The sequence below is a fragment of the Roseovarius nanhaiticus genome, from assembly GCF_900156535.1.
Classification (GTDB): domain Bacteria; phylum Pseudomonadota; class Alphaproteobacteria; order Rhodobacterales; family Rhodobacteraceae; genus Roseovarius; species Roseovarius nanhaiticus.
In genome coordinates, this window is the sequence record NZ_FTNV01000002.1 from 1 (window position 1) to 25197 (window position 25197).

20 protein-coding genes and 1 pseudogene are annotated in these 25197 nt (G+C 61.1%); 11 read left to right on the forward strand and 10 right to left on the reverse strand.

Going from position 1 to position 25197, the window contains the following annotated elements; genetic code table 11:
* From BW975_RS10260 to BW975_RS10270, 3 genes are all read right to left on the reverse strand, one after another.
* Window positions 1–1667, reverse strand: a 1667-nt coding sequence (locus BW975_RS10260) for a DDE-type integrase/transposase/recombinase (protein WP_076533665.1), incomplete at its 3' end; no start/stop codon positions are given.
* Window positions 1664–2335: a hypothetical protein gene (locus tag BW975_RS10265; RefSeq protein WP_076533667.1), complete on the reverse strand. Its 672-nt coding sequence runs from the start codon at window positions 2333–2335 to the stop codon at window positions 1664–1666. The genes BW975_RS10260 and BW975_RS10265, both read right to left, overlap by 4 nt.
* Before the next feature lie 1271 nt (window positions 2336–3606).
* Window positions 3607–4116, reverse strand: a complete 510-nt coding sequence (locus BW975_RS10270; RefSeq protein WP_335743499.1) for a hypothetical protein — start codon at window positions 4114–4116, stop codon at window positions 3607–3609.
* Between the two features lie 938 nt (window positions 4117–5054).
* On the opposite strand from BW975_RS10270, the pseudogene BW975_RS10275 reads away from it, so the two are divergent.
* The 8 genes and pseudogenes from BW975_RS10275 to BW975_RS10310 all read left to right on the forward strand — a co-directional run bounded on the left by BW975_RS10275 (window position 5055) and on the right by BW975_RS10310 (window position 14878).
* Window positions 5055–5943 (forward strand): annotated as a pseudogene (locus BW975_RS10275) (tyrosine-type recombinase/integrase).
* A gap of 12 nt (window positions 5944–5955) precedes the next feature.
* Window positions 5956–7155 carry an IS91 family transposase gene (locus tag BW975_RS10280; RefSeq protein WP_076533669.1) on the forward strand — a complete coding sequence of 400 codons (1200 nt, stop codon included), beginning with the start codon at window positions 5956–5958 and terminating at the stop codon, window positions 7153–7155.
* A 784-nt stretch (window positions 7156–7939) separates the two neighbouring features.
* Window positions 7940–8830 (forward strand): LysR family transcriptional regulator, encoded by an 891-nt coding sequence (locus tag BW975_RS10285; protein ID WP_076533671.1) that lies wholly within the window; start codon window positions 7940–7942, stop codon window positions 8828–8830.
* Between the two features lie 87 nt (window positions 8831–8917).
* Complete coding sequence (locus tag BW975_RS10290) at window positions 8918–9394, forward strand: formate dehydrogenase subunit gamma (RefSeq protein ID WP_076533674.1); 477 nt, start codon at window positions 8918–8920, stop codon at window positions 9392–9394.
* Window positions 9391–10908, forward strand: a complete 1518-nt coding sequence (locus BW975_RS10295; RefSeq protein ID WP_076533677.1) for a formate dehydrogenase beta subunit — start codon at window positions 9391–9393, stop codon at window positions 10906–10908. The genes BW975_RS10290 and BW975_RS10295 overlap by 4 nt, the downstream gene beginning before the upstream one ends.
* Window positions 10905–13841 carry a formate dehydrogenase subunit alpha gene (fdhF, locus tag BW975_RS10300; protein WP_076533680.1) on the forward strand — a complete coding sequence of 979 codons (2937 nt, stop codon included), beginning with the start codon at window positions 10905–10907 and terminating at the stop codon, window positions 13839–13841. The genes BW975_RS10295 and fdhF overlap by 4 nt, the downstream gene beginning before the upstream one ends.
* Window positions 13842–13845: 4 nt before the next feature.
* Window positions 13846–14670: a formate dehydrogenase accessory sulfurtransferase FdhD gene (gene fdhD / locus BW975_RS10305; protein ID WP_076533683.1), complete on the forward strand. Its 825-nt coding sequence runs from the start codon at window positions 13846–13848 to the stop codon at window positions 14668–14670.
* Window positions 14660–14878, forward strand: a complete 219-nt coding sequence (locus tag BW975_RS10310) for a formate dehydrogenase subunit delta (RefSeq protein WP_076533686.1) — start codon at window positions 14660–14662, stop codon at window positions 14876–14878. The genes fdhD and BW975_RS10310 overlap by 11 nt, the downstream gene beginning before the upstream one ends.
* A gap of 490 nt (window positions 14879–15368) precedes the next feature.
* Here the strand turns inward: BW975_RS10310 and BW975_RS10320 are convergent, their stop codons facing one another.
* From BW975_RS10320 to BW975_RS10335, 4 genes are all read right to left on the reverse strand, one after another.
* A complete protein-coding gene (locus BW975_RS10320; protein WP_076533692.1) occupies window positions 15369–15809 on the reverse strand; it encodes a hypothetical protein in 441 nt (146 codons plus the stop codon).
* A 102-nt stretch (window positions 15810–15911) separates the two neighbouring features.
* Complete coding sequence (locus BW975_RS10325) at window positions 15912–16325, reverse strand: hypothetical protein (RefSeq protein WP_139194262.1); 414 nt, start codon at window positions 16323–16325, stop codon at window positions 15912–15914.
* A 460-nt stretch (window positions 16326–16785) separates the two neighbouring features.
* Window positions 16786–17112, reverse strand: coding sequence for a 3'-5' exonuclease (locus BW975_RS10330; protein ID WP_076533697.1), 327 nt, complete (start codon window positions 17110–17112; stop codon window positions 16786–16788).
* A 435-nt stretch (window positions 17113–17547) separates the two neighbouring features.
* Window positions 17548–19848, reverse strand: coding sequence for an adenosylcobalamin-dependent ribonucleoside-diphosphate reductase (locus BW975_RS10335; protein ID WP_076533699.1), 2301 nt, complete (start codon window positions 19846–19848; stop codon window positions 17548–17550).
* Between the two features lie 265 nt (window positions 19849–20113).
* On the opposite strand from BW975_RS10335, the gene BW975_RS10340 reads away from it, so the two are divergent.
* Window positions 20114–20551: a DUF1489 family protein gene (locus BW975_RS10340; protein ID WP_076533701.1), complete on the forward strand. Its 438-nt coding sequence runs from the start codon at window positions 20114–20116 to the stop codon at window positions 20549–20551.
* Window positions 20552–20854: 303 nt separating this feature from the next.
* Window positions 20855–21448 (forward strand): outer membrane protein, encoded by a 594-nt coding sequence (locus tag BW975_RS10345; protein WP_076533703.1) that lies wholly within the window; start codon window positions 20855–20857, stop codon window positions 21446–21448.
* A 100-nt stretch (window positions 21449–21548) separates the two neighbouring features.
* On the opposite strand, the gene hisG is transcribed toward BW975_RS10345, so the two are convergent.
* From hisG to hisS, 3 genes are read right to left on the reverse strand one after another with little or no spacing between them, the layout of a single operon-like run.
* Window positions 21549–22244 (reverse strand): ATP phosphoribosyltransferase, encoded by a 696-nt coding sequence (gene hisG, locus BW975_RS10350; protein WP_076533705.1) that lies wholly within the window; start codon window positions 22242–22244, stop codon window positions 21549–21551.
* Window positions 22241–23341 carry an ATP phosphoribosyltransferase regulatory subunit gene (locus tag BW975_RS10355; protein ID WP_076533707.1) on the reverse strand — a complete coding sequence of 367 codons (1101 nt, stop codon included), beginning with the start codon at window positions 23339–23341 and terminating at the stop codon, window positions 22241–22243. Before BW975_RS10355 ends, hisG begins: the two co-directional genes overlap by 4 nt.
* A 1-nt stretch (window position 23342) precedes the next feature.
* Window positions 23343–24833, reverse strand: a complete 1491-nt coding sequence (hisS, locus tag BW975_RS10360) for a histidine--tRNA ligase (RefSeq protein ID WP_076533709.1) — start codon at window positions 24831–24833, stop codon at window positions 23343–23345.
* A 168-nt stretch (window positions 24834–25001) separates the two neighbouring features.
* On the opposite strand from hisS, the gene BW975_RS10365 reads away from it, so the two are divergent.
* Window positions 25002–25196: a SlyX family protein gene (locus BW975_RS10365; protein ID WP_076533711.1), complete on the forward strand. Its 195-nt coding sequence runs from the start codon at window positions 25002–25004 to the stop codon at window positions 25194–25196.
* Window position 25197 lies beyond the last annotated feature (1 nt).

The window sequence follows — 25197 nt, forward strand, 5'->3', positions numbered from 1 at the left end:
GCGAGACGCTTTGACGCGATATCTGGCAACCCACTCAGCGGGTAGTTTCCGTCTTCCATATCAGCGTCCCATTGTTCCAATGGAGTGCGGCCACCGAGGCCACGGTGCGGCGAGTTGTGGTAGATATCCACGACCCAACGCACCAGAATGAATGCGACATCCTCGGCGTTCAGGCAGGCCCTGTCTTGCGATTTGTAGTCACCGCGCTCGATCGAATTTGAGAAGGTGCGCCCCGACAGTCGCGGCATCAAATCGGTGCTGAAAGTGCCGAAAATCCGCTCACCTGTGCCGCGCATGCCCGGAACCCCCGCATGGGTCCGCAAAGTCTGAATGCGCAGATCAAGGCAACAATTGGTGAACGCCTCCGCTTTGAACGCCGGCCCATTGTCCGTGACCAGCACTTCAGGTTTCACGGCCATCGACCATGATGTTGGAGCGCCCGAGGCAGCGGCCAACTGGCCCTTATCACTCACGATCATGCGCAGACATTCCTGTGCCGCACTGGTGCAAGGGTTCCGCGTCAGTTTCATACCGAGGATGATTTTGGTCCGACAATCAATCGCCAGAACAAGCCACCAGCGCGCTTTGTCTCCATCAAGTCCGATTTGATCCAGAAGCTCGGCGCCGAAGAACTCTTTAAGATTGGCAGAATGGATGATCGACTGCAGGTCAATGCACCATTCATCCATTTCAACGCGTTCACCGGGGCGCGAAACCTCCAAGCCTGTGCCGACCGGACGCAGCTTCTTGATCGCATACTCCCGGCCGTGGCGGGCGATCATGACGCGCAAAGGATCCAGTTTCTTGATGGCGGTGCGGACAGCGTCGCGTCCGGGGACACGAAGAGCCAGTTCACCTTTTTTAAGGCCTTTATTTGCATTATGGAATGCCCGCTGGACATCAACAACGGTTGCTTTCAGCGTTTTCCGCTCCAGCGTCAGGTAGCTTGCACGGATCGTCGACATCAGAAGCGATTGCTCTGCCGGGCGAAACCCACTGCTCCGGTTTCCACACTTGGACAGCGTGTCAGCGAGGGCAGACAGGCCATGTTTTTGATACCGGTTGTAGAGTTTGCGGAGATAATCCGCTGAGTAGAGCACAACGCCGTTCTTGCTGCCGCCGCCGCGACCTTTGCGCACCGATTTCGCAACCGACTTCGGCAACTGTTGATGTTCCAAAGCATGATTCAACAGGTCGCGCTCGGTGACCTCTTGCCTCAAGTAGGCGGTCGCCCGGGTTTCAATCTCCTTCTCCGATGCCTCGATATCTGCCGCATTTGGAAGGATGAGACCTTCTGAAACCATGTCTTCAATTGCCATGATCTGGACATAGCGATTGTAAAACCTCTTCTTCTGAGAAGAGTTCAGATCTGACACCTGAAACAAAGCGCCTTTCGCCAAGGGCGCGGGCTTCAAGTCATCCGGCAGATAATACCCCACCTCATGCTTGATTGCCCCGGCCGCGCTGAGACGCGAGAGCATCCCCATGCTGAATTGCTCGGTCAACCCCTGCCCGTCCGCAGGTTGCAGAAAGATCGTGTCACCCGACTTGCCGGCCCAGTCGAAACGTTTGCCCTCGATTGTCAGGCGGTCGGCCTGCTCGATCCGAAAGCCAGATTTGACAGAGGTGGATTTTGCGAAGGTATCGCCTTTAACAATAGCGTTCATGACTGATGGCCTTTCCATTGGATGAGAGTATTGGGGGTCGTGCGCTCGTGGTGAACGGGCTGAAGTTCGCGCTTCGAGATCAACCGCAGGATCGCGCGATATCCGCGCTCCTTCAGGCCGACCTCATCTGTGAGGTTTTTGATGCTGATAGCGCCGCGGAGGGGACTCGCGACCTTGCGTACAGCGGCTTCCGCGTCGGGATCGCTGTCATGCAAAGCCGTGTTCAGGTTAGCGTTGTGCAGAGTGATGGGATCGATATCTGCCTCGGTCAGCAGACGCACCGAAGAGGCGAATTTCTTCTCCTGAACCCACCAGGCCACGACTTCCATCTTTCCGAGAAAGTCTTGCGACTCCAATCCTGACGTGGGCTTGACGGTGCATGCGACCCTCTCGCCGCTCGTCTTGGTGACCATCATGTCAAAGACATGGCGCTTCTCATTCCGCCAGCCGAACTTGAACAGAACCTGCTCGACGATATCCGCGACATCAGGCTGCGCATACTGGATTGACTGGTGATCCATCTCCAGCTTGCTTTCGCCCTGCATGCGGATGCCGGGGCCCGCCCCACGGACGGCATGCGTGGTGCAGTGCCACTTGGAAACGTTTTGAATTTTGCGGTCTGCCCGCGATGGTGCAGGCAATACGATGCCCTCCGAAAAAATCGGCATTTTTTGTCCTTTTCACATGACGATACCGCCCGACGGAGAGACCTCCGACGCTGCCCGCAGGCTGCGATATTGATTTTTGGTTTTGTGGGTAGAGCCGCTTGTCGTCAGGCGGCTCCGGGTGCAGATGTTACGTCCTGCGGGGTGTCTGCTGCGTTACCGCTGGGTTTCGACCATGTTCTTCTTCTCCTCGGTGGCCGGGTTCTTCCCATCGCCCGCCGGGATTCGACGCAGTCGATGATAAGGTTGGCCCAATGGCTATTTCTCGAAGTAAATTATGCGTCCTGCCGGGTAACCTCCGGCGCTCAGCCCTCGCTTGAGAACCAGAAACTACCCGTCAGACCCCATCGAACAACCGTTGATTTCGGCCAAAATTTATTTGCTGCGATCCTTTCCGTCCGCTGCGGAATGAACCCAGAGAAATTGAGGGGTAATTTAAGCATCTGGTAAATATAACCTTTTATGATATCCGATCATTCACCCTTCCAAGTGCCTGAAGGTTTTATGTTGCAGGGCCGACCGTTCATTCGAATTTGGCACAAAACCCCGCTTGTACGCGCGCCATTTTTGCAACGGATCAGTACGATCGAAATCCGGGGTGTAGGTTCGAAACACTGCCACAGGCCAAACGAGTGATTCGCAACATTGCTTCACGGGGGGCTTGAACCGTGGAAAGGCTATGCCAAGGCTTTGGCACACCCTGCGTCGAAATCTACGGCACGATGTCTCTTGCCATCGACGCGAAGGTCGCAGTGCCCAGTGTGCAATCACATGCGAGACCTTATCGCCTTGACCCTCCCTTTTTGAAGAACTAGCAGAGGGCCTGGCATACATACAAAAAATAAACTTTTCCGGTGCCGCTCTATCACTTCCATATATCTGACAGGACGGACGCACAGCACATGTCGGCCTTCTTGGAATTCCATTTTGCTTACGGAAAGGAGGCAAGCAAGCCGGTCAGTCTCGATTGAGTGACCCGGCGCAAAGACATTCGATGATCATCGCTGACCAACAGCGCGCTGTGGGGACTGATCACTCCCTCGATGCGATGATCTCCATGCCCAGGTGGCTGGAAGTCGAAATTCCAAGTGGAACCGAACCCGCTCAAATCCATCCCAGGAGACTGACCATGGCAGCCTCCGCCCCATCAACCGCCGACGAAGCGTCCCGATTTACACACAGTAGAGGCCTTCGACGAAAAAGAGAGCGAAGCAGACCCAGGAACTTCCGGAATCCCCTTACAACGCCGTCCACGATGCGAACGGCGCCTCGAGTCAATGCCTTGGCGCAGGGGTAAGCATGCTATCGGTGTCGAGTGACAGCGCGGACTGCCATAGCGGAGTCTTGAAGCACATGTGTGCTGCCCGCCGCTTTTCGGCTGTCTCATGGATGGACAACAAGCCAGACCATTCGAGAGGCTTCAGCACGCAATGAGAGAATGCTGCCACCTCCCGCCAGCCGTCATTGTCCCAATCAGAGTCCTCGCCATAAAATGCTTTGAAAAGGGCGCGCTCGCTGGCGCCGTTTTCCACTTCAAGATTCATGACATTCAGCCACACGTCCCAGCCGCCGACCGGGCGATCCTGCAAGCGCCCATATGATGCGTGATCGACGTCCAGAATGTAAAATGGGATCAGGTGCCGAAATAACGCGCCGGGTGCCTGTGCCATTTGCAGGCCCCGCTTCGTCAGCCGGAATTCCTCGCGGTAATGTCGCCCGAGCTTTAATTCGACAAGCAGGAAGTGAAGAAGCTCCAGCGGCGGGAAGTCATACTCGTTGAACACTTGTGATAGCGCATCAGGTCATCATAGCTTCTACCCGGCCACTCAAAATGCTCCGCAGCCCATCGTACAAAGTACCGCTTGAATGCCTTGGTCTTCGTGATGCCGATGGGTCCGGTCTCAACCATATAGCCCAGCGTCAACCGTGCCGCGCGAAGCAGCGGGGAGTAGATGAAATCCGGATGGTCGTCGGGCAACTGGCGAAAACTGATCATATGATTTTACTGCTCATGCTGTTCACCGGCGCCAAATCAGCCTCCCCTCCCCCCGCAAGGCCGCCACGTCGGCTGCGCAATGACCACTTTGCCAAACTAATCGATGTTGGCACCTGCTCCTTCTGTTCTATTCCGGCACTGCTACCGCCTTTCGACTGCGGGTATTGCCAATATTCCGCGGCGCATGCCGATGGGTCACACTAAGGAAACTCGTCTCACCTATGGATGCCACCGCACGTGACAGCCCGGGCCGCCACACGATCCCTCAGCCAACAATAACCAACATGGCAGCAAGATTGAGTTTGTCCTCAAGGAATTTGCTGACGTTACGAACAGAATTTACCGCGTGGGGAGGGAAAGGTATATCAACAGACATAGCCTCCCAGCGGCATGAAGGGCCTTGCTGTCAGCGCTGGTGATAGGGCGCACCTTCTGGATCCGGCGGATCGATACCGAGCTTATCTTGATATTTTCGTTAACCCTCTCTTCCAAGGCAATCTCCGATTTCAGAAGATGCGTCTAAGGTGAAGAGGACCATGTGAGGCGGATGCTAAACGAGTAGCCGCCAGACCATCACTTGGGCATGAAGGGCGGGAGGACTAAGCCGCTCCGCGGCATTGGCGTTCTTGGCTGATGGTGTGAATTTCCCCCAATGATGCGCATTTTGCGATCTTCCTGACCTGCCTGACGATTGGGGCCTTCTCACTCGATAGACAGGAGGCTTCCATGACAGAGGAAAAAGTAACACCGCTGCGTCAGCGGATGATCGAGGATATGAACATTCGGGGTTTGGCCGAGAAGACCCAGAAAGCTCATATCCGCAACGTGAAGCATTTCGCGGCGTTTCTCGGGCGGCCACCTGACACGGCCACGCCAGAGGAATTACGCTCGTATCAGCTCAAGATGACCGAGGACGGGGTGTCGGCCAGCACGTTCAATGTGCGTATTATCTCGCTTCGCTTCTTTTTCGGCACCACCTGCGGACGCGAAGACATGAAGCGGTTCATGCAGTTTCACCGCAAGCCCCGCAAATTACCCATCGTCCTAAGCGTCGAGGAGGTGGCCGATCTGTTGGCCCGCCGTTCCCGGGCCCGGGCTCAAGTATCGCGCTGCTCTCGGCATCAGCTACGGTGCAGGGCTGCGCGCCTCGGAGGTATGCCATCTCAAGGTCACCGACATCAACAGCGATCGGATGCTGATCCACGTCGATGACGGCAAGGGCGGACGAGATCGCAAGGCAATGCTGTCGCCCAACCTGCTTGCGTTGTTGCGCGAGTATTGGCGCGAGTCCCGCCCGGAGGGCTGGCTGTTTCCAGGCAAGCCCAAGATCAACCCGCTGTCGCCGCGGCAATTGAATCGGGCGTTCACCTCGGCAAAACAAATGGCGGGTATCAAGAAGGCCGCAACGCTGCACACGCTCCGCCACAGCTTTGCGACGCATCTTCTGGAGGCGAACACGGATGTCCGGGTCATCCAGGTTTTGCTCGGGCATGCCAAGCTGACCACGACGGCGCGCTATGCCCATGTGGCCACCAAGACGATCCGTAGCACGGTCAGCCCCTATGAGCAGATCAAATTGCTGCAAGACGAGACCCTTCGACGAGGGTTGGCATAACGCTCGGGGGCCGTGGCTCGGCCCAAGCTGGAGATCGCTGACATCTTTCGCGCTCATGGCCCTGCATGGCGGCGGGCCAATGCAGGGCATGTCAGCCTGTGTCAGCTCAAGGTAATGTCGGCGATCGAGGCCTGCCGGACCGAGGCGCTCGGCGGGCATGTGGCGGGCTGCACCAAATGCGGCCACCACCACATCGCCTACAATTCCTTCAAGAACCGGCACTGCCCGAAGTGTCAGGGGCCGGCGGCACGCGACTGGATGGATGCGCGCGCCGAGGATCTGTTGCCGGTCGAGTATTTCCATGTCGTCTTCACGCTGCCAGCAGAGATTGCCCGGGTCGCCTATTGGAACAAGCGGGCGGTCTACGGCCTGCTGTTCAAATCTTCGGCGCAAACGGTGATGACCATCGCCGCCGATCCCAAGCGCATGGGCGCGCGGGTCGGCATGACCAGCGTGTTGCACACCTGGGGATCGGCGCTGACGCACCACCCGCATGTCCACATGATCGTTCCCGGTGGCGGCCTGTCGCCGGGCGGGAGCCGCTGGATCGCCTGCCGCCCTGGCTTCTTCCTGCATGTGCGGGTGCTGTCCCGCCTGTTCCGGCGCCTGTTTCTGGATGGGCTAATGGACCTGCACCGCGCGGGCAAACTCACCTTCTTCGGTAATCTCGAAGGGCTGGCTGAAGCAGATACATTCGCTTCTTGGCTCGCCCCGTTCCGCAAATCCGAATGGGTGGTCTACGCCAAACCGCCCTTCGGTGGCCCCGAGGCGGTGCTGGCCTACCTGAGCCGCTATACCCACCGGGTGGCGATCTCGAACGCCCGCCTGGTCAGCGCTGATGCCGATATCGTGGCCTTCCGCTGGAAGGATTACCGCATAAAGCGCGGGGATCGCCAGAGGGTGATGCGGCTGGCCACCCACGAGTTAATCCGCCGCTTTCTCATCCACGTCCTCCCGAACGGCTTCCACCGTATCCGGCACTACGGCCTGCTGGCCAGTTCGACCCGCAAGGCCAACCTTCCGAAGATCCGCGCCTTGCTCTGCCTACAACGCCCAGAAGACACCGTTGCGCCAAGTGCCGAGGCGGAGGCCGCCCCGCTCACCCTGCGCGAGCCATGCCCCTGCTATGGCGGCCCCATGCGCATCATCGAGATCCTCCGGCGCGGGCAGAAACCGATGTCGCGCGCACCACCCAGGGAACGGTCCGCATGATAAATCTCCTGTCATCGATCCTCTTTTACAGAATGGCACCGGCTGCTCCCTGCAAACCCTGCCAGGCTGGATTGTGCCTGCCGTCACCGGCCAGGCCGCTTGGGTGCATTCGCCCCCAATCCCTCCGTGCTGTTGGAGCAATCAGAGGGCGGATCGGTCGCCAGCCACGCTATCAGCCGCAACCAGATCCAATGGTTGCCCCAAGCGTCCGCGCACTTTCCCCATAGGCTGATCCCAGACCCCCGCGGCTTCCTCCTTCCGAGGTTTGTCAACGCGGGCCGCCACTGCAGGATGGCCACCGGTGCGCCGCGGCCCGCATCGAAAAACCTTCAGGACAGCAGACCTTCGCTGCGCTCTGGACCAACGGCAGCTGTGCGCAGGGAGCGGACATTGGGTCAATCAGCATTTTGCGGATTGCCTTTTCCCGCTAGCAGGCGAACCTATTTTAAAGAGATGGACTTCAATACTTTTTGAAATTTAGGCCGCAGGGTCTGCTTCGTCCGCGTCACGGTCCTTGATTTGTGGAGGCAAAACCCACGAAGACCTAAGGAGGTTCGCGGCAGGTTTTTACAATTACAGGGCTGATCTTCCGCGAGCCACATGAGACCGACAATATGACGTTTATTGAGTCAATCAGCTATGCTGTTGCCAAGTCGTCACTCCGCAGGGATAAATGCAGACACCATTGGGAGCGTGACCCGGCTTTGTGCCTTGAGGGACTCGCAGCCGAACAAGTTCCATGCTGATAGCGCCTTCTCCGCCCTGGTCTTGAAATGAGTTCTCCATGATCGACAAACTTGAAATGTTCATTGCTCTCTCCAAGGAGAAGCACTTCGGAAAGGCCGCCGAAGAACTTGGGATCACACAGCCGACCCTGTCGACGGGCATCAAGAATCTGGAGGACCAACTGGGCGTTAAACTTGTCTTTCGTGGCTCGAAATTCGGGGGGCTGACACCCGAGGGCCACAGCGCGCTCGAGTGGGCGCGGCGGATCGTCGGCGATGCGCGGCAGCTGCGCGAGGAGATGCGATTCACAAGGAATGGGTTGTCCGGCCAGTTGCGCGTCGCGGTCATTCCGACCGCTCTTACCTGGGCCGCGCAGCTCTCGGCGCGGTTCAGCGAGAAGAACCCCAATGTGCGCCTCACGCTTTTGTCCCGCACATCCATCGAAATCCTGTCGATGATCGAGAATCTGGATGTCGATGCGGGCATCACCTATCTGGACAATGAGCCAACGGGCAGGCTGAGCACCGAACCGCTCTATCGCGAGCGCTACATGCTAGTCTGCAACAAGGCTTCGCAGTTCTACAGCCGCGACGCCGTCGGCTGGAAGGAGTTGGAGGGTGAGAGGTTGGCGCTATTGACACCTGAAAACCAGAACCGGCGGATCATCAACGGACATTTTCGCGACGCCGGTGCGACACCGGATGCCTGGATCGAATCCGATTCCGCCGTCGTGCTTGTCGCCAATGTCGAGCGGGGCGACTGGCTGACTATCCTGCCGGCCGATATCGCGCGTTTTCTCAGTCAGGGCAAGGCGTTGCGGCTGGTGCCGTTGTCGGGCAATCTGCGCCACCCGACCGTGGGTCTGGTCGCCCCCTACCGCGAGCCGCACACCCCGACACTTCAGGCGCTTCTCAGGCACGCGGCACAACTTGCCGAAACGAGTGATTGATTTTTTCAATCGGTAGACGGGAAACCGATATTGATTGGCTGACAAAGCTGCGCTTACCCTTGAGGCAACATAGCCAAAAGGTCAGCCATGCAAGAGACGCCCCCCCTCCCGAACGATGACGAGATCGACGCGATCCTTGCGCAGCACAAGCACCGCGAGGGCCCGCTCTTGCCGATGCTGCATAATTTGCAGGCCCGATACGGACACATTCCCGCCGGCGCGGTAGCGCGCATCGCCCATGTGCTGAACATGACCCGCGCCGAGGTGCATGGCGTAGTTTCGTTTTACCACGACTTTCGCGAACTTCCCGCCGGTCGCCATGTTATCAAGATTTGCCGCGCCGAGGCGTGTCAGGCTGTCGGCGGCGATGTCATGGCCGAAGAAACGCTGGCAAAACTGGGCCTTGACTGGCACGGGACCACCCCGAACGGCGCCCTGACGGTCGAGCCGGTCTATTGCCTTGGCCTGTGCGCCTGCGGACCCGCGGCGATGGTGGACGGCAATGTGGTGGGCCGTCTCGATGCCCCCCGTCTTGAACGCATCGTGACGGAGGCGGGCGCATGAAAATTTATGTTCCCATGGACAGCGCCGCCAAGGCGCTTGGAGCCGATGAGGTGGCGGAGGCCATCCGCGCCGAGGCAGCCGCGCGCGGCATTGACGTGACGCTGGTACGCACCGGCACGCGCGGGATGATCTGGCTAGAGCCGCTGGTCGAGATCGACCGAGGCGCAGGCCGCGAGGCCTTCGGTCCCGTCGGCGCGGATGATGTGTCGGCGCTGCTGGACGGGACGCTCGAAGGGCATGGACCGGTAGAGGGCATCCCCTTCTTCGCACGCCAGACGCGTCTGACCTTTGCGAGATGTGGCGTGATCGACCCGCTCAGCCTAGCCGACTACCAGGCGCATGGAGGCCTCGCCGGTCTGCGGCGCGCGCTTGCCATGACCGCGCCCGAAATTGTGGGAGAAGTCACGAATAGCGGGCTGCGCGGTCGCGGCGGTGCAGGCTTTCCCACCGGCATCAAGTGGAAGACAGTGCTGGAGGCCGAGGCGCCGCAGAAATACATCGTGTGCAACGCTGACGAGGGCGACAGCGGCACCTTTGCAGACCGCATGATCATGGAAGGCGATCCCTTTACCCTGATCGAGGGGATGGCGATTGCCGGTCTCGCCGTCGGTGCGACGCGGGGCTACGTCTATCTGCGCTCGGAATATCCCGACGCGATCGCCGTAATGAACGATGCGATCCGCATCGCGCGGCAGAAGGGTGTACTGGGCGCGAGAATCCTCGGCTCGGACCGCATCTTTGACATGGAGGTGCGCGTGGGCGCGGGCGCCTATGTCTGCGGCGAGGAGACGTCCCTGCTCAACTCGCTCGAAGGCAAGCGCGGGGTTGTGCGGGCCAAGCCCCCTCTGCCTGCGCTTGAGGGATTTCTTGGGCGTCCGACCGTTGTGAACAACGTCATCAGCCTTGCCACCGTGCCAGTGATCTTTGAGCGCGGTGCGAACCATTACGCAGATTTCGGCATGGGCCGCTCACGCGGGACCGTGACCTTGCAGATCGCGGGCAACGTGGCGCGCGGCGGCCTTTTCGAGACGGCGTTCGGCATCAGCCTCGGTGAGATCGTGAATGATCTGGCCGGCGGCACACGATCGGGTCGGCCGGTCAAGGCGGTTCAGGTGGGCGGCCCCTTGGGCGCCTATATCCCCGTCTCGAATTTCGATGCGCCACTGGGCTATGAGGAGCTGGACGCCAAGGGCGGGCTTTTGGGCCATGCGGGGCTGGTCGTCTTTGATGACAGCGCGGACATGCTGCGAATGGCGCGCTTTGCCATGGAATTCTGCGCCATCGAGAGTTGCGGCAAATGCACCCCTTGTCGGGTTGGATCGGTGCGCGGCGTCGAGACGATCGACCGTATCGCGCGCGGCGACGCCGACGCGATCCCGCTGCTCACCGACCTCTGCGAGACGATGACCGACGGCTCGCTCTGCGCGCTTGGCGGATTTACCTCGTTCCCGGTCATGTCGGCGCTGACCCATTTCCCCGATGACTTCGCCACCCAGAAGGAGGCAGCGGAATGAAAGATTTTATCATCCCCACGTCCAAGGACGACCGCGACATGGGCACGCACGCCAAGACCGGCGCGCCCGTCACCCTGACCATCGACGGCTTTTCGGTGACCGTGCCCGAGGGCACATCCGTAATGCGCGCCGCCGCCGAACTTGGAATGCAGATTCCCAAGCTCTGCGCGAGTGACAACTTGGAGGCATGGGGGTCGTGCCGCCTTTGCGTCGTCGAAATCGAAGGCCGCCGCGGCACGCCCGCCTCCTGCACCACGCCGGTCGCCGAGGGCATGGCCGTGCGCACCCAGTCCTCGAAGGTCAAGAAGATCCGTAAGGGCGTGATGGAGCTCTATATCTCGGACCACCCGCTGGATTGCCTGACCTGCAGCGCCAATGGCGATTGCGAATTGCAGGATATGGCCGGCGCTGTGGGTCTGCGCGATCAGCGGTTTGAAGCCGGGCGCAATCACTACGATCCTCTGGGCATCGGCACGCTGGCGGCGGGCGACATTCGCGCACGCGCACGCCCCGGCACCGGCGATTTGGGCAACCCCGAATACATCCCGAAGGATCAGTCGAACCCCTATTTCACCTATGATCCCAGCAAATGCATCGTCTGCTCGCGCTGCGTGCGTGCCTGCGAAGAGGTTCAAGGCACCTTTGCACTCACCATTGAGGGCCGCGGATTCGAGAGCCGCGTGTCGGCAGGTGCTGCGGGCGATGATTTCATGGCCTCAGATTGCGTCAGCTGCGGCGCGTGTGTGCAGGCCTGCCCCACCGCATCGCTACAGGAAAAATCCATCGTCGAGCTGGGTACGCCAGAGCGATCCGTCATCACCACATGCGCCTATTGCGGCGTCGGCTGCTCCTTCAAGGCCGAGTTGAACGGCGACGAGCTGGTGCGCATGGTTCCCTACAAGCACGGCAAGGCCAATCGCGGTCATAGCTGCGTCAAGGGACGGTTCGCCTATGGCTATGCAAATCACAAGGACCGTATCCTCAATCCGATGATCCGGGACAGCATCGACGAGCCGTGGCAGGAAGTCAGCTGGGACGAGGCGCTGAGCTTTGCCGCGCAGCGGATGCGTGGGCTGCAAGAGCGGTATGGCAAGAAATCTGTCGGCGTCATCACCTCCAGCCGCTGCACCAACGAAGAAACCTACCTGGTGCAGAAGCTGACCCGTGCGGTGTTTGGCAATAACAACACCGACACCTGCGCGCGCGTGTGCCATTCGCCCACCGGCTATGGCCTTGGCCAGACCTTTGGCACCTCCGCCGGCACACAGGATTTCGACTCGGTCGAGGATAGCGATGTCATCATCCTGATCGGCGCCAATCCGACCGACGCGCACCCCGTCTTTGCCAGCCGGATGAAGAAGCGCCTGCGCGCGGGGGCCAAGATCATCGTGATCGATCCGCGCAAGATCGACCTTGTGCGCTCGGCCCATATCGAGGCATCGCACCACCTCCCGCTGCGTCCCGGTACCAACGTGGCCGTCGTCTCGGCCATCGCGCATGTGATCGTGACCGAAGGGCTGATGGACGAGGCGTTCATCCGCGAGCGGTGCGACTGGGAGGAGTTCAGCGAATACGCCGAATTCATCAGCAATCCGCGCCATAGCCCCGAGGCAACCGAGATGCTGACCGGCGTTCCTTCTGCCGATCTGCGCGCCGCCGCGCGCCTCTTTGCCACCGGCGGCAACGGCGCGATCTATTACGGCCTCGGAGTGACCGAGCACAGCCAGGGCTCGACCACCGTCATCGGTATCGCAAACCTTGCCATGCTGACCGGAAATGTCGGACGCCGCGGTGTTGGTGTGAACCCGCTGCGCGGGCAGAACAACGTTCAGGGCTCCTGCGACATGGGGAGCTTCCCGCATGAATTGCCTGGCTATCGGCATGTCAAGAATGACGACGTGCGCGAAATCTATCAAGAAATCTGGGGCGTCCAGATCGACAACGAGCCGGGGCTGCGCATCCCCAACATGCTGGACGCCGCCGTCGACGGCACTTTCAAAGGGCTATATTGCCAAGGCGAGGATATTCTGCAATCCGACCCTGACACCAAGCATGTCGCCGCCTGCCTTGCCGCTATGGAATGCGTCATCGTGCATGACCTCTTCCTGAACGAGACGGCGAACTACGCGCATGTCTTCCTGCCCGGCTCGACCTTTCTCGAAAAGGACGGCACCTTCACCAATGCCGAGCGGCGCATCAACCGCGTCCGCGAGGTGATGAGGCCGCTCAATGGCTATGCCGATTGGGAGGTTACACAACTTCTTGCCAATGCCATGGGCGCGGGCTGGCACTACACGCATCCCAGCCAGATCATGGGTGAGATCGCGGCGACCACGCCCAGCTTTGCCGGCGTGTCCTATGACGTGTTGGAGGAGAAAGGCTCGGTCCAGTGGCCGTGCAACGAGGCGCATCCGGACGGCACGCCGTTGATGCATGTCGATGGCTTCATGCGGGGCAAGGGACGGTTCATCGTCACCGAATATGTCGCGACCGAAGAAAAGACCGGCCCGCGTTTCCCCCTCCTGCTGACCACCGGGCGGATCCTGTCGCAGTATAACGTGGGCGCACAGACGCGGCGGACGGCCAACAGTGAATGGCATCACGAGGATTTGTTGGAAATCCACCCGCATGACGCCGACGTGAGGGGTATCAAGGACGGGCAATGGATCAAGCTGGCGTCCCGCTCGGGCGAGACGACATTGCGCACAAAGATCTCCGAGCGGATGTCACCAGGGGTGGTCTATACGACCTTCCATCATCCCGACACACAGGCCAACGTCATTACCACCGACTATTCTGACTGGGCCACCAATTGCCCCGAGTACAAGGTGACGGCAGTGCAGGTCTCGCATTCTAACGGGCCGACCGACTGGCAGGAGGCGTATAACGCGCAGGCGGCACAATCACGCCGCATCCTGCCAGCGGCGGAATAGCGGCATGAGGGCGCACCACCTTATCCAAAGCGTGCCGGGCGTCACCGTCCGGCACGAGGGGATGCACGACATTCGGCGCAGCCTCCCCGAGGAAACGCCGACCGCGCTGGTCTTTGACGGCACTACCGCAGCCGTGATGATGACCAGCCCAAGCGATGTCGAGGATTTCGCGATAGGCTTTGCCCTGACAGAGGGATTCATCTGCAACCTTGAGGACGTGATGGATTTCGAGGTGGTAAGCCACGCGCATGGCATCGAGGCGCGGTTCTGGCTTGCGCCCGAGCGGGCCGAGGCGGTGCATCAGCGCCGTCGCAACATGCTGGGGCCGGTTGGCTGTGGCCTTTGCGGCATCGACAGTCTCGAGCAGGCCTTGCGGCCCCTGCCGGTGCTGCCGGCGGGGGGGCTTACATTCAGCTGCGCCACAGCGCGCCAGGCTACCGATGCGCTGCGCGTGCATCAGCCGTTGCATGACCAGACCCGTGCGGTCCACGCCGCCGGGTTCATGGATGCGAGTGGCATGATCGTGCTGGCCCGCGAGGATGTCGGGCGGCACAACGCGCTGGACAAGCTGATCGGCGCGATGCTGCGCAGGGGGATCGACCCCGCCACCGGCGCCATCGTGCTGACCTCGCGCGTGTCGGTCGAGATGGTGCAAAAGACTGTCATCGCCGGCTGTCCTGTGCTCATCGCCGTGTCGGCCCCCACTGCCCATGCGCTGCGACTGGCCGAGGGCGCGCGTCTTACGCTGGCCGCCTTTGCGCGCGGGGGCAGTTTCGACATCTACGCGCATCCCGAGCGCATCCAGACAGGAGCCTGCCATGCAGCCTGACAAACTGGTCATGATGGCCAACCAGATTGCCACCTATTTCGCCACCCAGCCCGGCACCGATCAAGCCGAATGCGTCGCGGCCCATCTGAATGATTTCTGGGAGCCGCGGATGCGAGCTGCCTTGGCGAATTATCATGAAAACGGGGGAACCGGCCTGTCAGAGCTTGCCAAAGAAGCGATGCCACTCATGAGAGTGCCTGCGGCCTAACTTGCGAGGCCGTCCGGTTCATAGTGGATCAAAGCATAGCGCGAGTTCCGCTGGGCCGTCATGTAGCGTGTCAAAGAGCGCCGAGCCGTCGGGCCACCGCATCGCTCGATGTGCTTCAAAATAGTCTCCGCGCGCGCAAGAAGCACTTTCGCGCTCTCAAAAGTTTGCAGGTTGAGACCCCCTGCGGATCTGGCCTCACAGATTTACGTCATGGAGGGGCTCGGAGACGCATTTGGCGACTTGGTGCATCGTTAGAACGATCGTGTCCAAATAGGTGGTATCGGACCTACTGTTCGACTTGAGGTGCCGACTATTTCGATCGTCATCATACAGACCATCGTCAGGTAAGATGTGCTGCGACGCGGCGCCGTCACCTCTTACAAAGGTCCGCTCTGGGCCGATCTCGAACAAAGATAAGGCTTTTAACTATCCTGCAAGGAGTTCAAAACGCCCCGAGCAGCATAGCTGCTTGGGGCGTTCATCATGTTTCTCATCTGTTCATGATGTCCAGCAGACACCGGTGCGCCGCAACTTGATCAAGCACACTGTCACGGCTGTTGAGGAAGTCCTGGAACAGGCATCGCAACTCAATGAGCTCATCGCCGCGATCAGAATAGACCGGCGTTTCACGGGTTTCGCCGTGCGGGCCAAATTCGTCGTACCCCGTCTCCTCGAAGCGGTCTTCGCTGCCGAGGCATTCGGCAGCGATACTGCGCTCCAGGATGTCCATGACGGCTGCGAAGCCGCCCTCGTCCGCCTCATCGAAGGGTTGGCGTTCTTTGAGCCGCGCGAGGCAGCGCGACACGAAAGCCACGTCTCTGGCATTGTCGCCAAGGTGGAGCGACTTGGCCCTGTCGGCTACCTGACGGCCCAGACCCACGGTCTCCGCAGCCAGGTCATCTATGTTTATTTTATTGGAAAGTAAGTGCATCGTCGGGAATCCCCATGGTTGATAGTCAATCGTTGGGGCGACCAGTTCGGCGGCCCCTTCAAGACAGCCGACCCTTGGCAGGGTCGGCTTTGGTTGGGGAATTCACGCAACTTGCGAGATGATGTGCGATGCTTTGCAGCGGATGTCGCTGGTAGGATCATTCTCAGCGATCAGCTTCAGCAATGCGCCGAGCTTGTCCGAGAGCAGACAGCACTCCGTGACAAATCCGGAAGCGGGGTCGATCTGGGCAAAAAGGCCGCTCTCAATCCGATCTGGATCGCCGACATGCTCCAGAGTCAGCAACCGGTGAAAATCGACCAGCTGACTGCTTTGTGCCCGGGTCAGGCGCCGTGTATGGCGCACGGCCTCACACAGCAAAAATACGCGGGCACTGGCCGCTGGGCCGCCGAGCCTGTGGGCGGCCTCGGCCAACGCCGTCCCGTGGTCACGCAGGAAACCGCGCACATGCTCCAAGTTCGGGCAAGGCAGCTTGGTGAGTGTTTGGTAATAGGTCATGGGTTTCGTCCCGGGGTTGCGCTGCACCAAAGCGGCAGCTTCAAGATGCCTGTCTCCTCCTTTCCAAAGGCAATCTGGCCAGGCCCGTTGTAGCAGCAACTGGGTCCGTCGGTCTGGCTCATGTTAATGTTTGTTTGGATTCCGCCGCACCGGAGTTTCCGGATCTGCGCGGCCTCATGAGAGGGCCCGCGCAAGATCTGGAAATCGGGTGACGCGGGGCGTCGTCCTACGACCCACCTTCAACGCTCGTTCTCTCGTCCTCGTTTGGACGAACCTCAGTATTGCATCGCCTTGCGCCATGCATTTGCAGGCCCGGCACTATCCGGGCCCGCCCGATGTGGAGGGGGACGGCGTTCGAGGGTTTCGTACAGCATGTCCAGCGCCATTCCGGAAAAGATCGCCAAGGAAATCCGATGATAATCCTCGGCGGCTGGTATCGTGGCGCGACCGCTTGCTTTCATCAATTGAAAAGCCAGCGAGTTTCAAATGCCGGAGCATCCGGCACCAGCACGCGATCTCTCAGGTGCTCAAACCGATCATCCACGACGGCGCAGGCAACTGGTGCCTCTTGAAGAACCTCCAGCGCGATGCCGTGGACGGCAGCGCTCTGAGGCGCCCAGTCAGCAAGATCCCAGCCCGGTGCAGGCCGGATCAACGTGCTCCAAGTCCGTACCTCGTCGTTTTCCAGCCATGACAGACCAACTTCGATTGGCCAGCTCTCTCGCGACAGGCTCGACGCTTCAAAGTCCAGGGTGGCGAACCTCTCCATGTCTGTATCTGGTTGCATTGCTGATCTTCCTCGAAAAATGTGATGTGCCAGTGTCACGCGTGCACGTTACCCAGACGCAATCCGCATCTCACCGCAGATTCCGGATCTGAGCGCTCTCACAAAGGGAGCCGCACAAGAACCGGGCATCTTGTGAATCATGGGACACAGAATTTGGCTGATTTCGATGCTGCGGCTTTGAGTGCCCGCAGTCATCGGCCCAATTTTTTACCGACTGGAAGCGATGGACACTGCGATATTTTCAACAGATCATGACCTCAGCGCCGCAGCCCGGGGTCATTCCGCGAATTTTGGCCGAAATATTTCGTTCGGCCAAAATCGTTCTAATTCAGGTTGTTAATGCCACGTGGCAAAACTAACCCCGCTTCGTGGCAAACCAAAACAGCGGTTTTGGCATAACTACGCCCGTCCCGATATAATCCTATGTGGCGGCAGTCATTGACATTTCGAATGACCGCAACTGGCGCATGTCATACAGCCCTCAACCATCCGCATCGCGTAATCGCCACAGCTGCTGCAGGCGGGACCCCGCCCGGAACCAAGGTTGACCACCTCTGCCGTGGGATCGGCTTTGAGGCCCAAGCCCTCGCCCGCAAGAAAGCCCGTCTTGACCATGTGCTGCTCCAAAATGCCGCCAATCGCCGCGAGGATCGAGGGCACGTATTTGCCCTGCATCCAGGCGCCGCCGCGCGGATCGAAGACGGCTTTCAGCTCTTCCACGACAAAGCTGACATCGCCGCCCCGCCGGAATACGGCCGAAATCATCCGCGTCAGTGCAACGGTCCAGGCGAAATGTTCCATGTTCTTGGAGTTGATGAAAACCTCAAAGGGCCGGCGGCGGCCGCCAAGGATCACATCATTCACGGTGATATAGATGGCATGGCTGCTATCGGGCCATTTCAGCTTGTAAGTCATCCCCTCCAGCTCGGTCGGGCGGTCCAGCGGCTCGGACATGTAGACGATCTCGGCGCTGTCGCCGGTCTGGTCCGCGATTTGCGCAGGCGCCTCACCCGGCGCCACATCGGCGCTCTCACTGACGCTCAGGACGCTGCCGGTTATGTCATTGGGACGATAGGTGGTGCAGCCCTTGCAGCCGCTTTCCCATGCCTGCATGTAGACATCCTTGAACGCATCAAAGCTGATATCCTCAGGGCAGTTGATCGTCTTGGAAATACTGCTGTCGACCCATTTCTGCGCCGCCGCCTGCATGCGCACGTGATCGGCGGGGGCCAACGTCTGGGCATTGACGAAATAGTCCGGCAGTTCGGCATCGCCGAAACGGTCGCGCCACATCTGCACAGCGTAATCGACCACCTCTTCCTCGGTCCGCGTCCCGTCCTTTTGCAGCACCTTGCGGGTGTAGCTATAGGCAAACACAGGCTCAATCCCGCTGCTGACATTGCCCGCATAGAGGCTGATCGTGCCAGTGGGCGCGATCGAGGTCAGCAGGGCGTTGCGGATGCCATGCTTGCCGACGGCGGCGCGCACATCCTCGTCCATGGCTTGCATTGTGCCGCTGGACAGATAGGCCTCGGCGTCAAAGAGCGGAAACGCACCCTTTTCCTTGGCCAGATCGACCGAGGCCAGATAGGCGGCCCGCGCGATGGCCTTCAGCCACGCCTCGGTCTGCGCCGCCGCCTCTTTCGAGCCATAGCGCTGCCCGACCATCAACAGAGCATCGGCCAGGCCGGTGACGCCCAGACCGATGCGGCGCTTGGCCTGCGCCTCTGCCTCCTGCTGCGGCAGCGGAAACTGGCTGGCATCGACGACATTGTCCATCATGCGCACGGCCGTGGCCACCAGGTCCGCCAGCGCATCCTCGTCCAGACCTGCGGTGTCGCCGAAGGGATCATTGACCAGCCGCGCCATGTTGATCGAGCCCAGAAGGCAGGCGCCATAAGGCGGCAGTGGCTGCTCGCCGCAGGGGTTGGTCGCGGCGATCGTCTCGCAATAGGCCAGATTGTTTGCCTGATTGATGCGGTCGATAAAGATCACGCCCGGTTCGGCGTAATCGTAGGTCGCCTGCATGATCCGATTCCAAAGGTCACGCGCCTGAACGGTGCGGTACACCTTGCCGTCGAACTCCAGATCCCAAGGCCCATCCGCCTCGACGGCGGCCATGAAAGGATCCGTCACCAGAACGCTCAGGTTGAAATTTCGCAGCCGTGCCGCATCACTTTTGGCGGCGATGAACTCCTCGATATCGGGATGATCGCAGCGCATGGTCGCCATCATGGCCCCGCGGCGCGCGCCCGCGCTCATGATGGTGCGGCACATCGCATCCCAAACGTCCATAAAGCTGAGAGGCCCACTTGCATCGGCGCCCACGCCCTTGACCACCGCACCCCGCGGGCGGATGGTCGAGAAATCATAGCCGATCCCGCCGCCCTGCTGCATGGTCAGCGCGGCCTCGCGCAGCGCGTCGAAAATGCCGCCCATATCGTCCGGCACGGTCCCCATAACGAAGCAGTTGAAGAGCGTGACCTTCCGCTCGGTCCCCGCGCCGGCGGTGATGCGCCCGGCGGGCAGGAACTTGAAATCCTCAAGCGCGCCATAAAAACGGTCTTCCCATTTCTCGGGCTCCGCCTCGGGCGCGGCCAGCGCGCGGGCAATCCGGCGCCAGCTATCCTCGACACTTGCATCGCCGCGCTTGTCCGCGCTGCCGTCCTCGCCAGGCTGGAACCGGTACTTCATGTTCCAGATCTGTTCGGAAATAGGGGCAGCGAAACGGCTCATGGCACGGGACCTCGGCAGGGGAATAAAGGCGAAAATGGGCGAAGCCTCACACTACGCCCGGCACCCCGCCCGGTCAACGGCACAAGCGGGCAAGAACGCCCTGCCCCAGCGGCAGGATCGCACGCCGCTGAGCGTACTCTCCGCCCGGCAGCGCGCTCTTTTCATCTTAGCAAAAATACTCAAATCTCGCCACGGCCAAAACACGCTGGTCGCGCCGCAATCCGCGCCCCATTGAACATCCCGCAGAGCGCCATAGAATAGGGGCATGACACCCGCCCCCCTTAATCTGATCAAGCTCAGCGTCGGCTCGGACAGCGTTGAAAGCATGGTCGCCTGGCAATCGACGCGCCGCGCACAGGGCGCTGATGGATTGCCGCGCCACGTGACGCGCATGTGGCCCAAGCGCGAGGCTGAGCTGATAGAGGGCGGCGGCTCGATCTACTGGATCATCCAGGGCGTCCTGCAATGTCGCCAACGTATCCTGCGACTCGACGAAACGGTGGGCGCCGACGGAATCAGGCGCTGCGCCATCGTGCTCGATCCGCACGTCATACGCACGGCTACGGCCCTGAAACGGCCCTTTCAGGGCTGGCGCTATCTTCCGGGCGCTGATGCGCCCGCGGATTTACCCGCGCAGCGACAGAACGAAGAGGCACTTCCCCCCGATCTCAGCGCGGCCCTGTCGGAGATAGGTGTGCTTTAAAGGCAACAGCCGCGCGGACTCGCGCGGCTTTCCGCACGTCCTGATCTGGCAGGTCAGGCACTTTGCCGCCGACCCCCAAAAGCCAGCATAGCCCTGTAATTAAAACACAAAAACGTCCCAACCACCCTTTTTGGAACGTGCGGTTTTGAACTTGGCAATTTACCGCCGACCTCATTCACATTTTCTTGAAACCAAGCGATTGCGCAAGTCGTTGCATCCGGTAAGCTGATCCTAAATAGGGGCTTATGAGGCGCGTGTCCGGCAGTCCCGCTGGCGCGTCTGAGACAACGAAAGGACGATCACATGAAATATCTGCTCTCCGCAGCCGCAGCTTCGGCCCTGATGGCCGGCACCGCATTCGCAGGCAACATCGAGCCCGCGCCCATGGAGCCCGTCATCGCACCGGCACCTGCGCCTGTCTTCACGTCGCCCAACTGGACCGGCTTCTACGTCGGCGGCCAGCTCGGCTATGCAAATGTCGACACCAGCATCGCCAACGTTGACGGCGACGGCCTCATCGGTGGTCTGACCGCCGGTTACGACTATGACCTCGGCAACTGGGTCGTCGGTGCAGGCCTTGACTACGACTGGACCGATGTCACGCTCAGCGGCGTCAACCTCGACGTCGAGAACGTGTTCCGCGCCAAGCTGCGCGGCGGCTACAAGCTGGGTGATGGCCTGCTCTATGCAACCGCCGGTTACGCCAATGTCGACGTCCAGACCCTGGGCAACGAAGACGGCTATTTCGTCGGCGCCGGCTACGAGCACCTGATCACCGAGAACATCTCGCTCGGCGGCGAAGTCCTGTACCACGAGTTCGACGGCCTGCCCGCCGGCGGCGTGAACACGGACCCCGACGCGACGACTGCTCAGGTCCGCGCGACGTTCCGCTTCTAATTCAGCAGCCGGGCCTTCTGGCCCGGCATACTGCCAAACCAAGAACGCGCGGCCCTATCGGGTCGCGCGTTTTTTTTCGTCCCACCAGCCTGGCTCTGCGTCAATCCACGCCAAGCTTGGCGATCAATTCCGACATCACACCGCGCTCGGCATCGCTCAGCTCGGCTCGGCGCGCGCGAAAGAGCGTCGCCTGACTGCGCAGGATCACACCGTCGTCCAGCAATTTCAGATGGTTCGCCCGCAGCGTGTCTCCGGTCGAGGTGATGTCGGCGATGGCCTCCGCCGTCTCATTCTTGACCGTACCCTCAGTCGCTCCCTGGCTGTCGATCAGCCGGTAATCAGCCACGCCATGCTCGCGCAGGAAATCCCGCACGAGGCGGTGATACTTCGTTGCGATGCGCAGGCGATGTCCGTGCACCTCACGAAACGCCGCCGCGACTGCATCCAGATCGTCTAGCGTCCCCACATCGACCCAGGCCTGCGGCACCGCCAGCACAAGGTCCGCATGGCCGAAGCCCAGCTCGGCCAGCGGCTCAACCCGCGTATCCCACTGCGCCAAGGTCTCGCGCACCAGATCTGTGCCGGTGACGCCCAGATGGATATTACCCAGCGCCAGTTCGCGCGGGATCTCTCCTGCGGAGAGCAGGACCAACTCCACATCACCCGCGCCCTCGACGATGCCAGCATATTCGCGCTCGGACCCGGTCCGGCCCAGCGTCACGCCGCGCGCCCCGAACCAGTCAAAAGTCTTCTCCATCAGCCGCCCCTTGGACGGCACGCCCAGACGCACACTCATGCCGCACCCTCCGCGCTGAGACGCGCGACAAGGCCGGGACGGATCACACCGCCCACCGCCGGAATCTCGCGCCCGGCCCCCAGCCGCCGGGTCAGCGCATCATAGCGCCCTCCCGAGGCGACGGGGGGCAGATCGGGATGCGCCGCGCTCGAAAATCCAAAAACGAAACCATCGTAATATTCCATTTGCGCGCGGCCATAGGAAGTCTCGAAAGGCAGCGCCGCGATATCGACGCCGCGTGCCTCCAGCGCCTCCAACCGCGCCGCAAGCGCGGCGACGGCGCCTGAGATGGCGGGCATGTCCACCGCGATATCGCGCAGGCGTTCCAGTGCGTTGGGGCATGTCTCGCGCACTGACAGCACCGCCGACAGCAATGCAACCTCACCCTCGGCGATGGGCGCTGCCTCGGCATCCGCGCGCAAGGCCTCGATGCGCGCGGCGATCTCGGCCTCGCTGCGCAGACCGATCAGCGGGCCCGCATCGGCCATGGGATCCTCCATCGCCAAGAGTGCCGCACGGCTGGCGGGCACCGGGCTGCGACCCGAGAAACGTTCGATCAACGCGCGAAACCGGCGCGGGCGCCAAACATGGCGGCGCAGCGCCGCCTTGCGCGCATCGGTCGTGCGCAGACCGTCGATGGCGGCCATCAAGATGCCGATATCGCCCGTTGCAGGCGTCACGTTCAGCGGGGCAAGAATGCCCTGCATCAGCGCAAACACCTCGGCATCCGCCTCGGCCGGGGTGGCCGCGCCCATGATCTCGTAGCCGACCTGGAAATACTCGCTGGCGCGGCGCGGGTCGTCCTCCTGCCGGCGAAACACCTCGCCGGAATAGGTATAGCGCGCGGGCTCGGCAGCGCTTTCCATATGCATCTGCACCACCGGCACCGTGAAATCCGGGCGCAGCATCTGCTCGCCCTTCAGCGGGTCCGAGGTGACGTAGGCACGTGCGCGAATATCCTCGCCATAGAGATCCAGCAGAATCTCGGCTGGCTGCAAGATCGCCGTATCGACCACCGCGGCGCCTGCCGCCTGGAAAACGGCCTCGATGCGCGCAGCCTCGGCACGAATTGTGGCGCGGCTGGACGGCTGGGCCAAGTCACTCACTGGCCGTACCGCTCAGTATCTCGCGGACCTTGGCCACCATATCCGCGCGCGGCACCTCGAATTGGCTGGGCCGCTCTTTCCATTCCTCCAGTGTCGCGCTCTCGGCAATCTGCGCGCCCAGGACCAGATCCTTGATCTGCACCATGCCTGCCGCCTGCTCGTCCGCGCCCTCGATGATGGCGATAGGGCTGCGGCGCTTATCGGCGTATTTCAACTGGTTACCGAAATTTTTGGGATTACCCAGATAAACCTCGGCACGGATGCCCGCCGCCCGCAACTCGCCCACCATCGCCTGATAGTCTGCCATGCGGGCGCGGTCCATCACGGTGACAACAACCGGTCCAACAGCGTCGGCGCCCGCGCGCCCCTGAGCGCGGAGCGCAGCCAGCAGCCGGTCGACACCGATACTGACGCCCGTGGCCGGCACCGCCTGCCCGGTGAAACGCTTGACCAGATCGTCATAGCGCCCGCCGCCCGCGACGCTACCGAACTGGCGCTTGTTGCCATCCTCATCGAGGATGTCAAAGGTCAGCTCGGCCTCGAAGACAGGGCCGGTGTAATAGCCCAGACCGCGCACGACGGAGGGGTCAATCTCAAGTCTATCCTGCCCATAGCCTTGGGCCGCCACCAGCGCCGCGATCTCTTCCAATTCGTCGACACCCTCGGCACCAATGGCCGAGCCTTCGACTGCGCGGCGCAAATTGGCCAGGGTCTCTGCCGCATCCGCCCCTTTCGAGGTCAGGAATGCGATCACCGGCTCAGCCTGCGTTTCGGTCAGGCCTACTCCATCGATATACGCCCCCGAGGCATCCAGCCGCCCCTTGCCCAAAAGCTGGCGCACGCCATCACTGCCGACCTTGTCGAATTTGTCGATGGTGCGCAGAACGGCGTCGCGCTGTCCTTGATCATCCAAGCCCATGATTTCGAGCACACCGTTCAAAACCTTACGGTTGTTCACCCGCACCACGTAATCGCCGCGGGCGATCCCCACCGTCTCGAGGCAATCGGCCAGCATCGCGCAGATCTCGGCATCCGCCGCGACCGAGGGCGCGCCCACAGTATCCGCATCGCACTGATAAAACTGGCGAAACCGCCCCGGCCCCGGCTTCTCGTTGCGCCAGACAGGGCCCATCGCATAGCGGCGATAAGGCGTCGGAAGATCCTCTTTATGCTGCGCATAGACCCGCGCCAGCGGCGCCGTCAGATCATAGCGCAGCGCGAGCCAATCGCCCGGCTTCTCGCCCTCATCCTCCTGCCATGCGAAAACGCCCGCATTCGGGCGCTCGACATCGGGGAGGAACTTGCCCAGCGCCTCGACCGTCTCGACAGCCGAGCTGTCCAGCGCATCGAAGCCGTAGTGATGATAAACGCGCGCAATGGCTTCCAGCATGGCCGCGCGTTCGACAACCTCGGCGCCAAAATAATCCCGAAAGCCCTTCGGCGTCTGCGCCTTTGGGCGCGGCGTCTTCTTCTGCTTGGCCATCTCATCGTCTCCCGGAGGTCGCATGACTTGCCGCGCGGTCTAGCCCAAGCACCGCAGGTCGGCAAGGGAAGGCGCCCGGCCCATGTTTCACCTTGTCGAAATACTCAATCGACGCCCGCCACCGGCGCGGCGCTTGACGCGGCGCGCAGCGCGGGCCAAACCGAGCCTATGGAACAGCTCGAAGAACAGATCGCCCATCTCACCCGCGCCGTCGATGATCTGTCGGATACGGTCGCGCGGCAAGATACCGAGATCGCAACGCTCACCCGCCGGGTCGAGATGCTGATGCGCCGCGAGGCCGCGCGCGACAGCGATGGCGGCGGCTCGGTCACCTTGGGCGATGAGCGCCCGCCGCATTACTGAA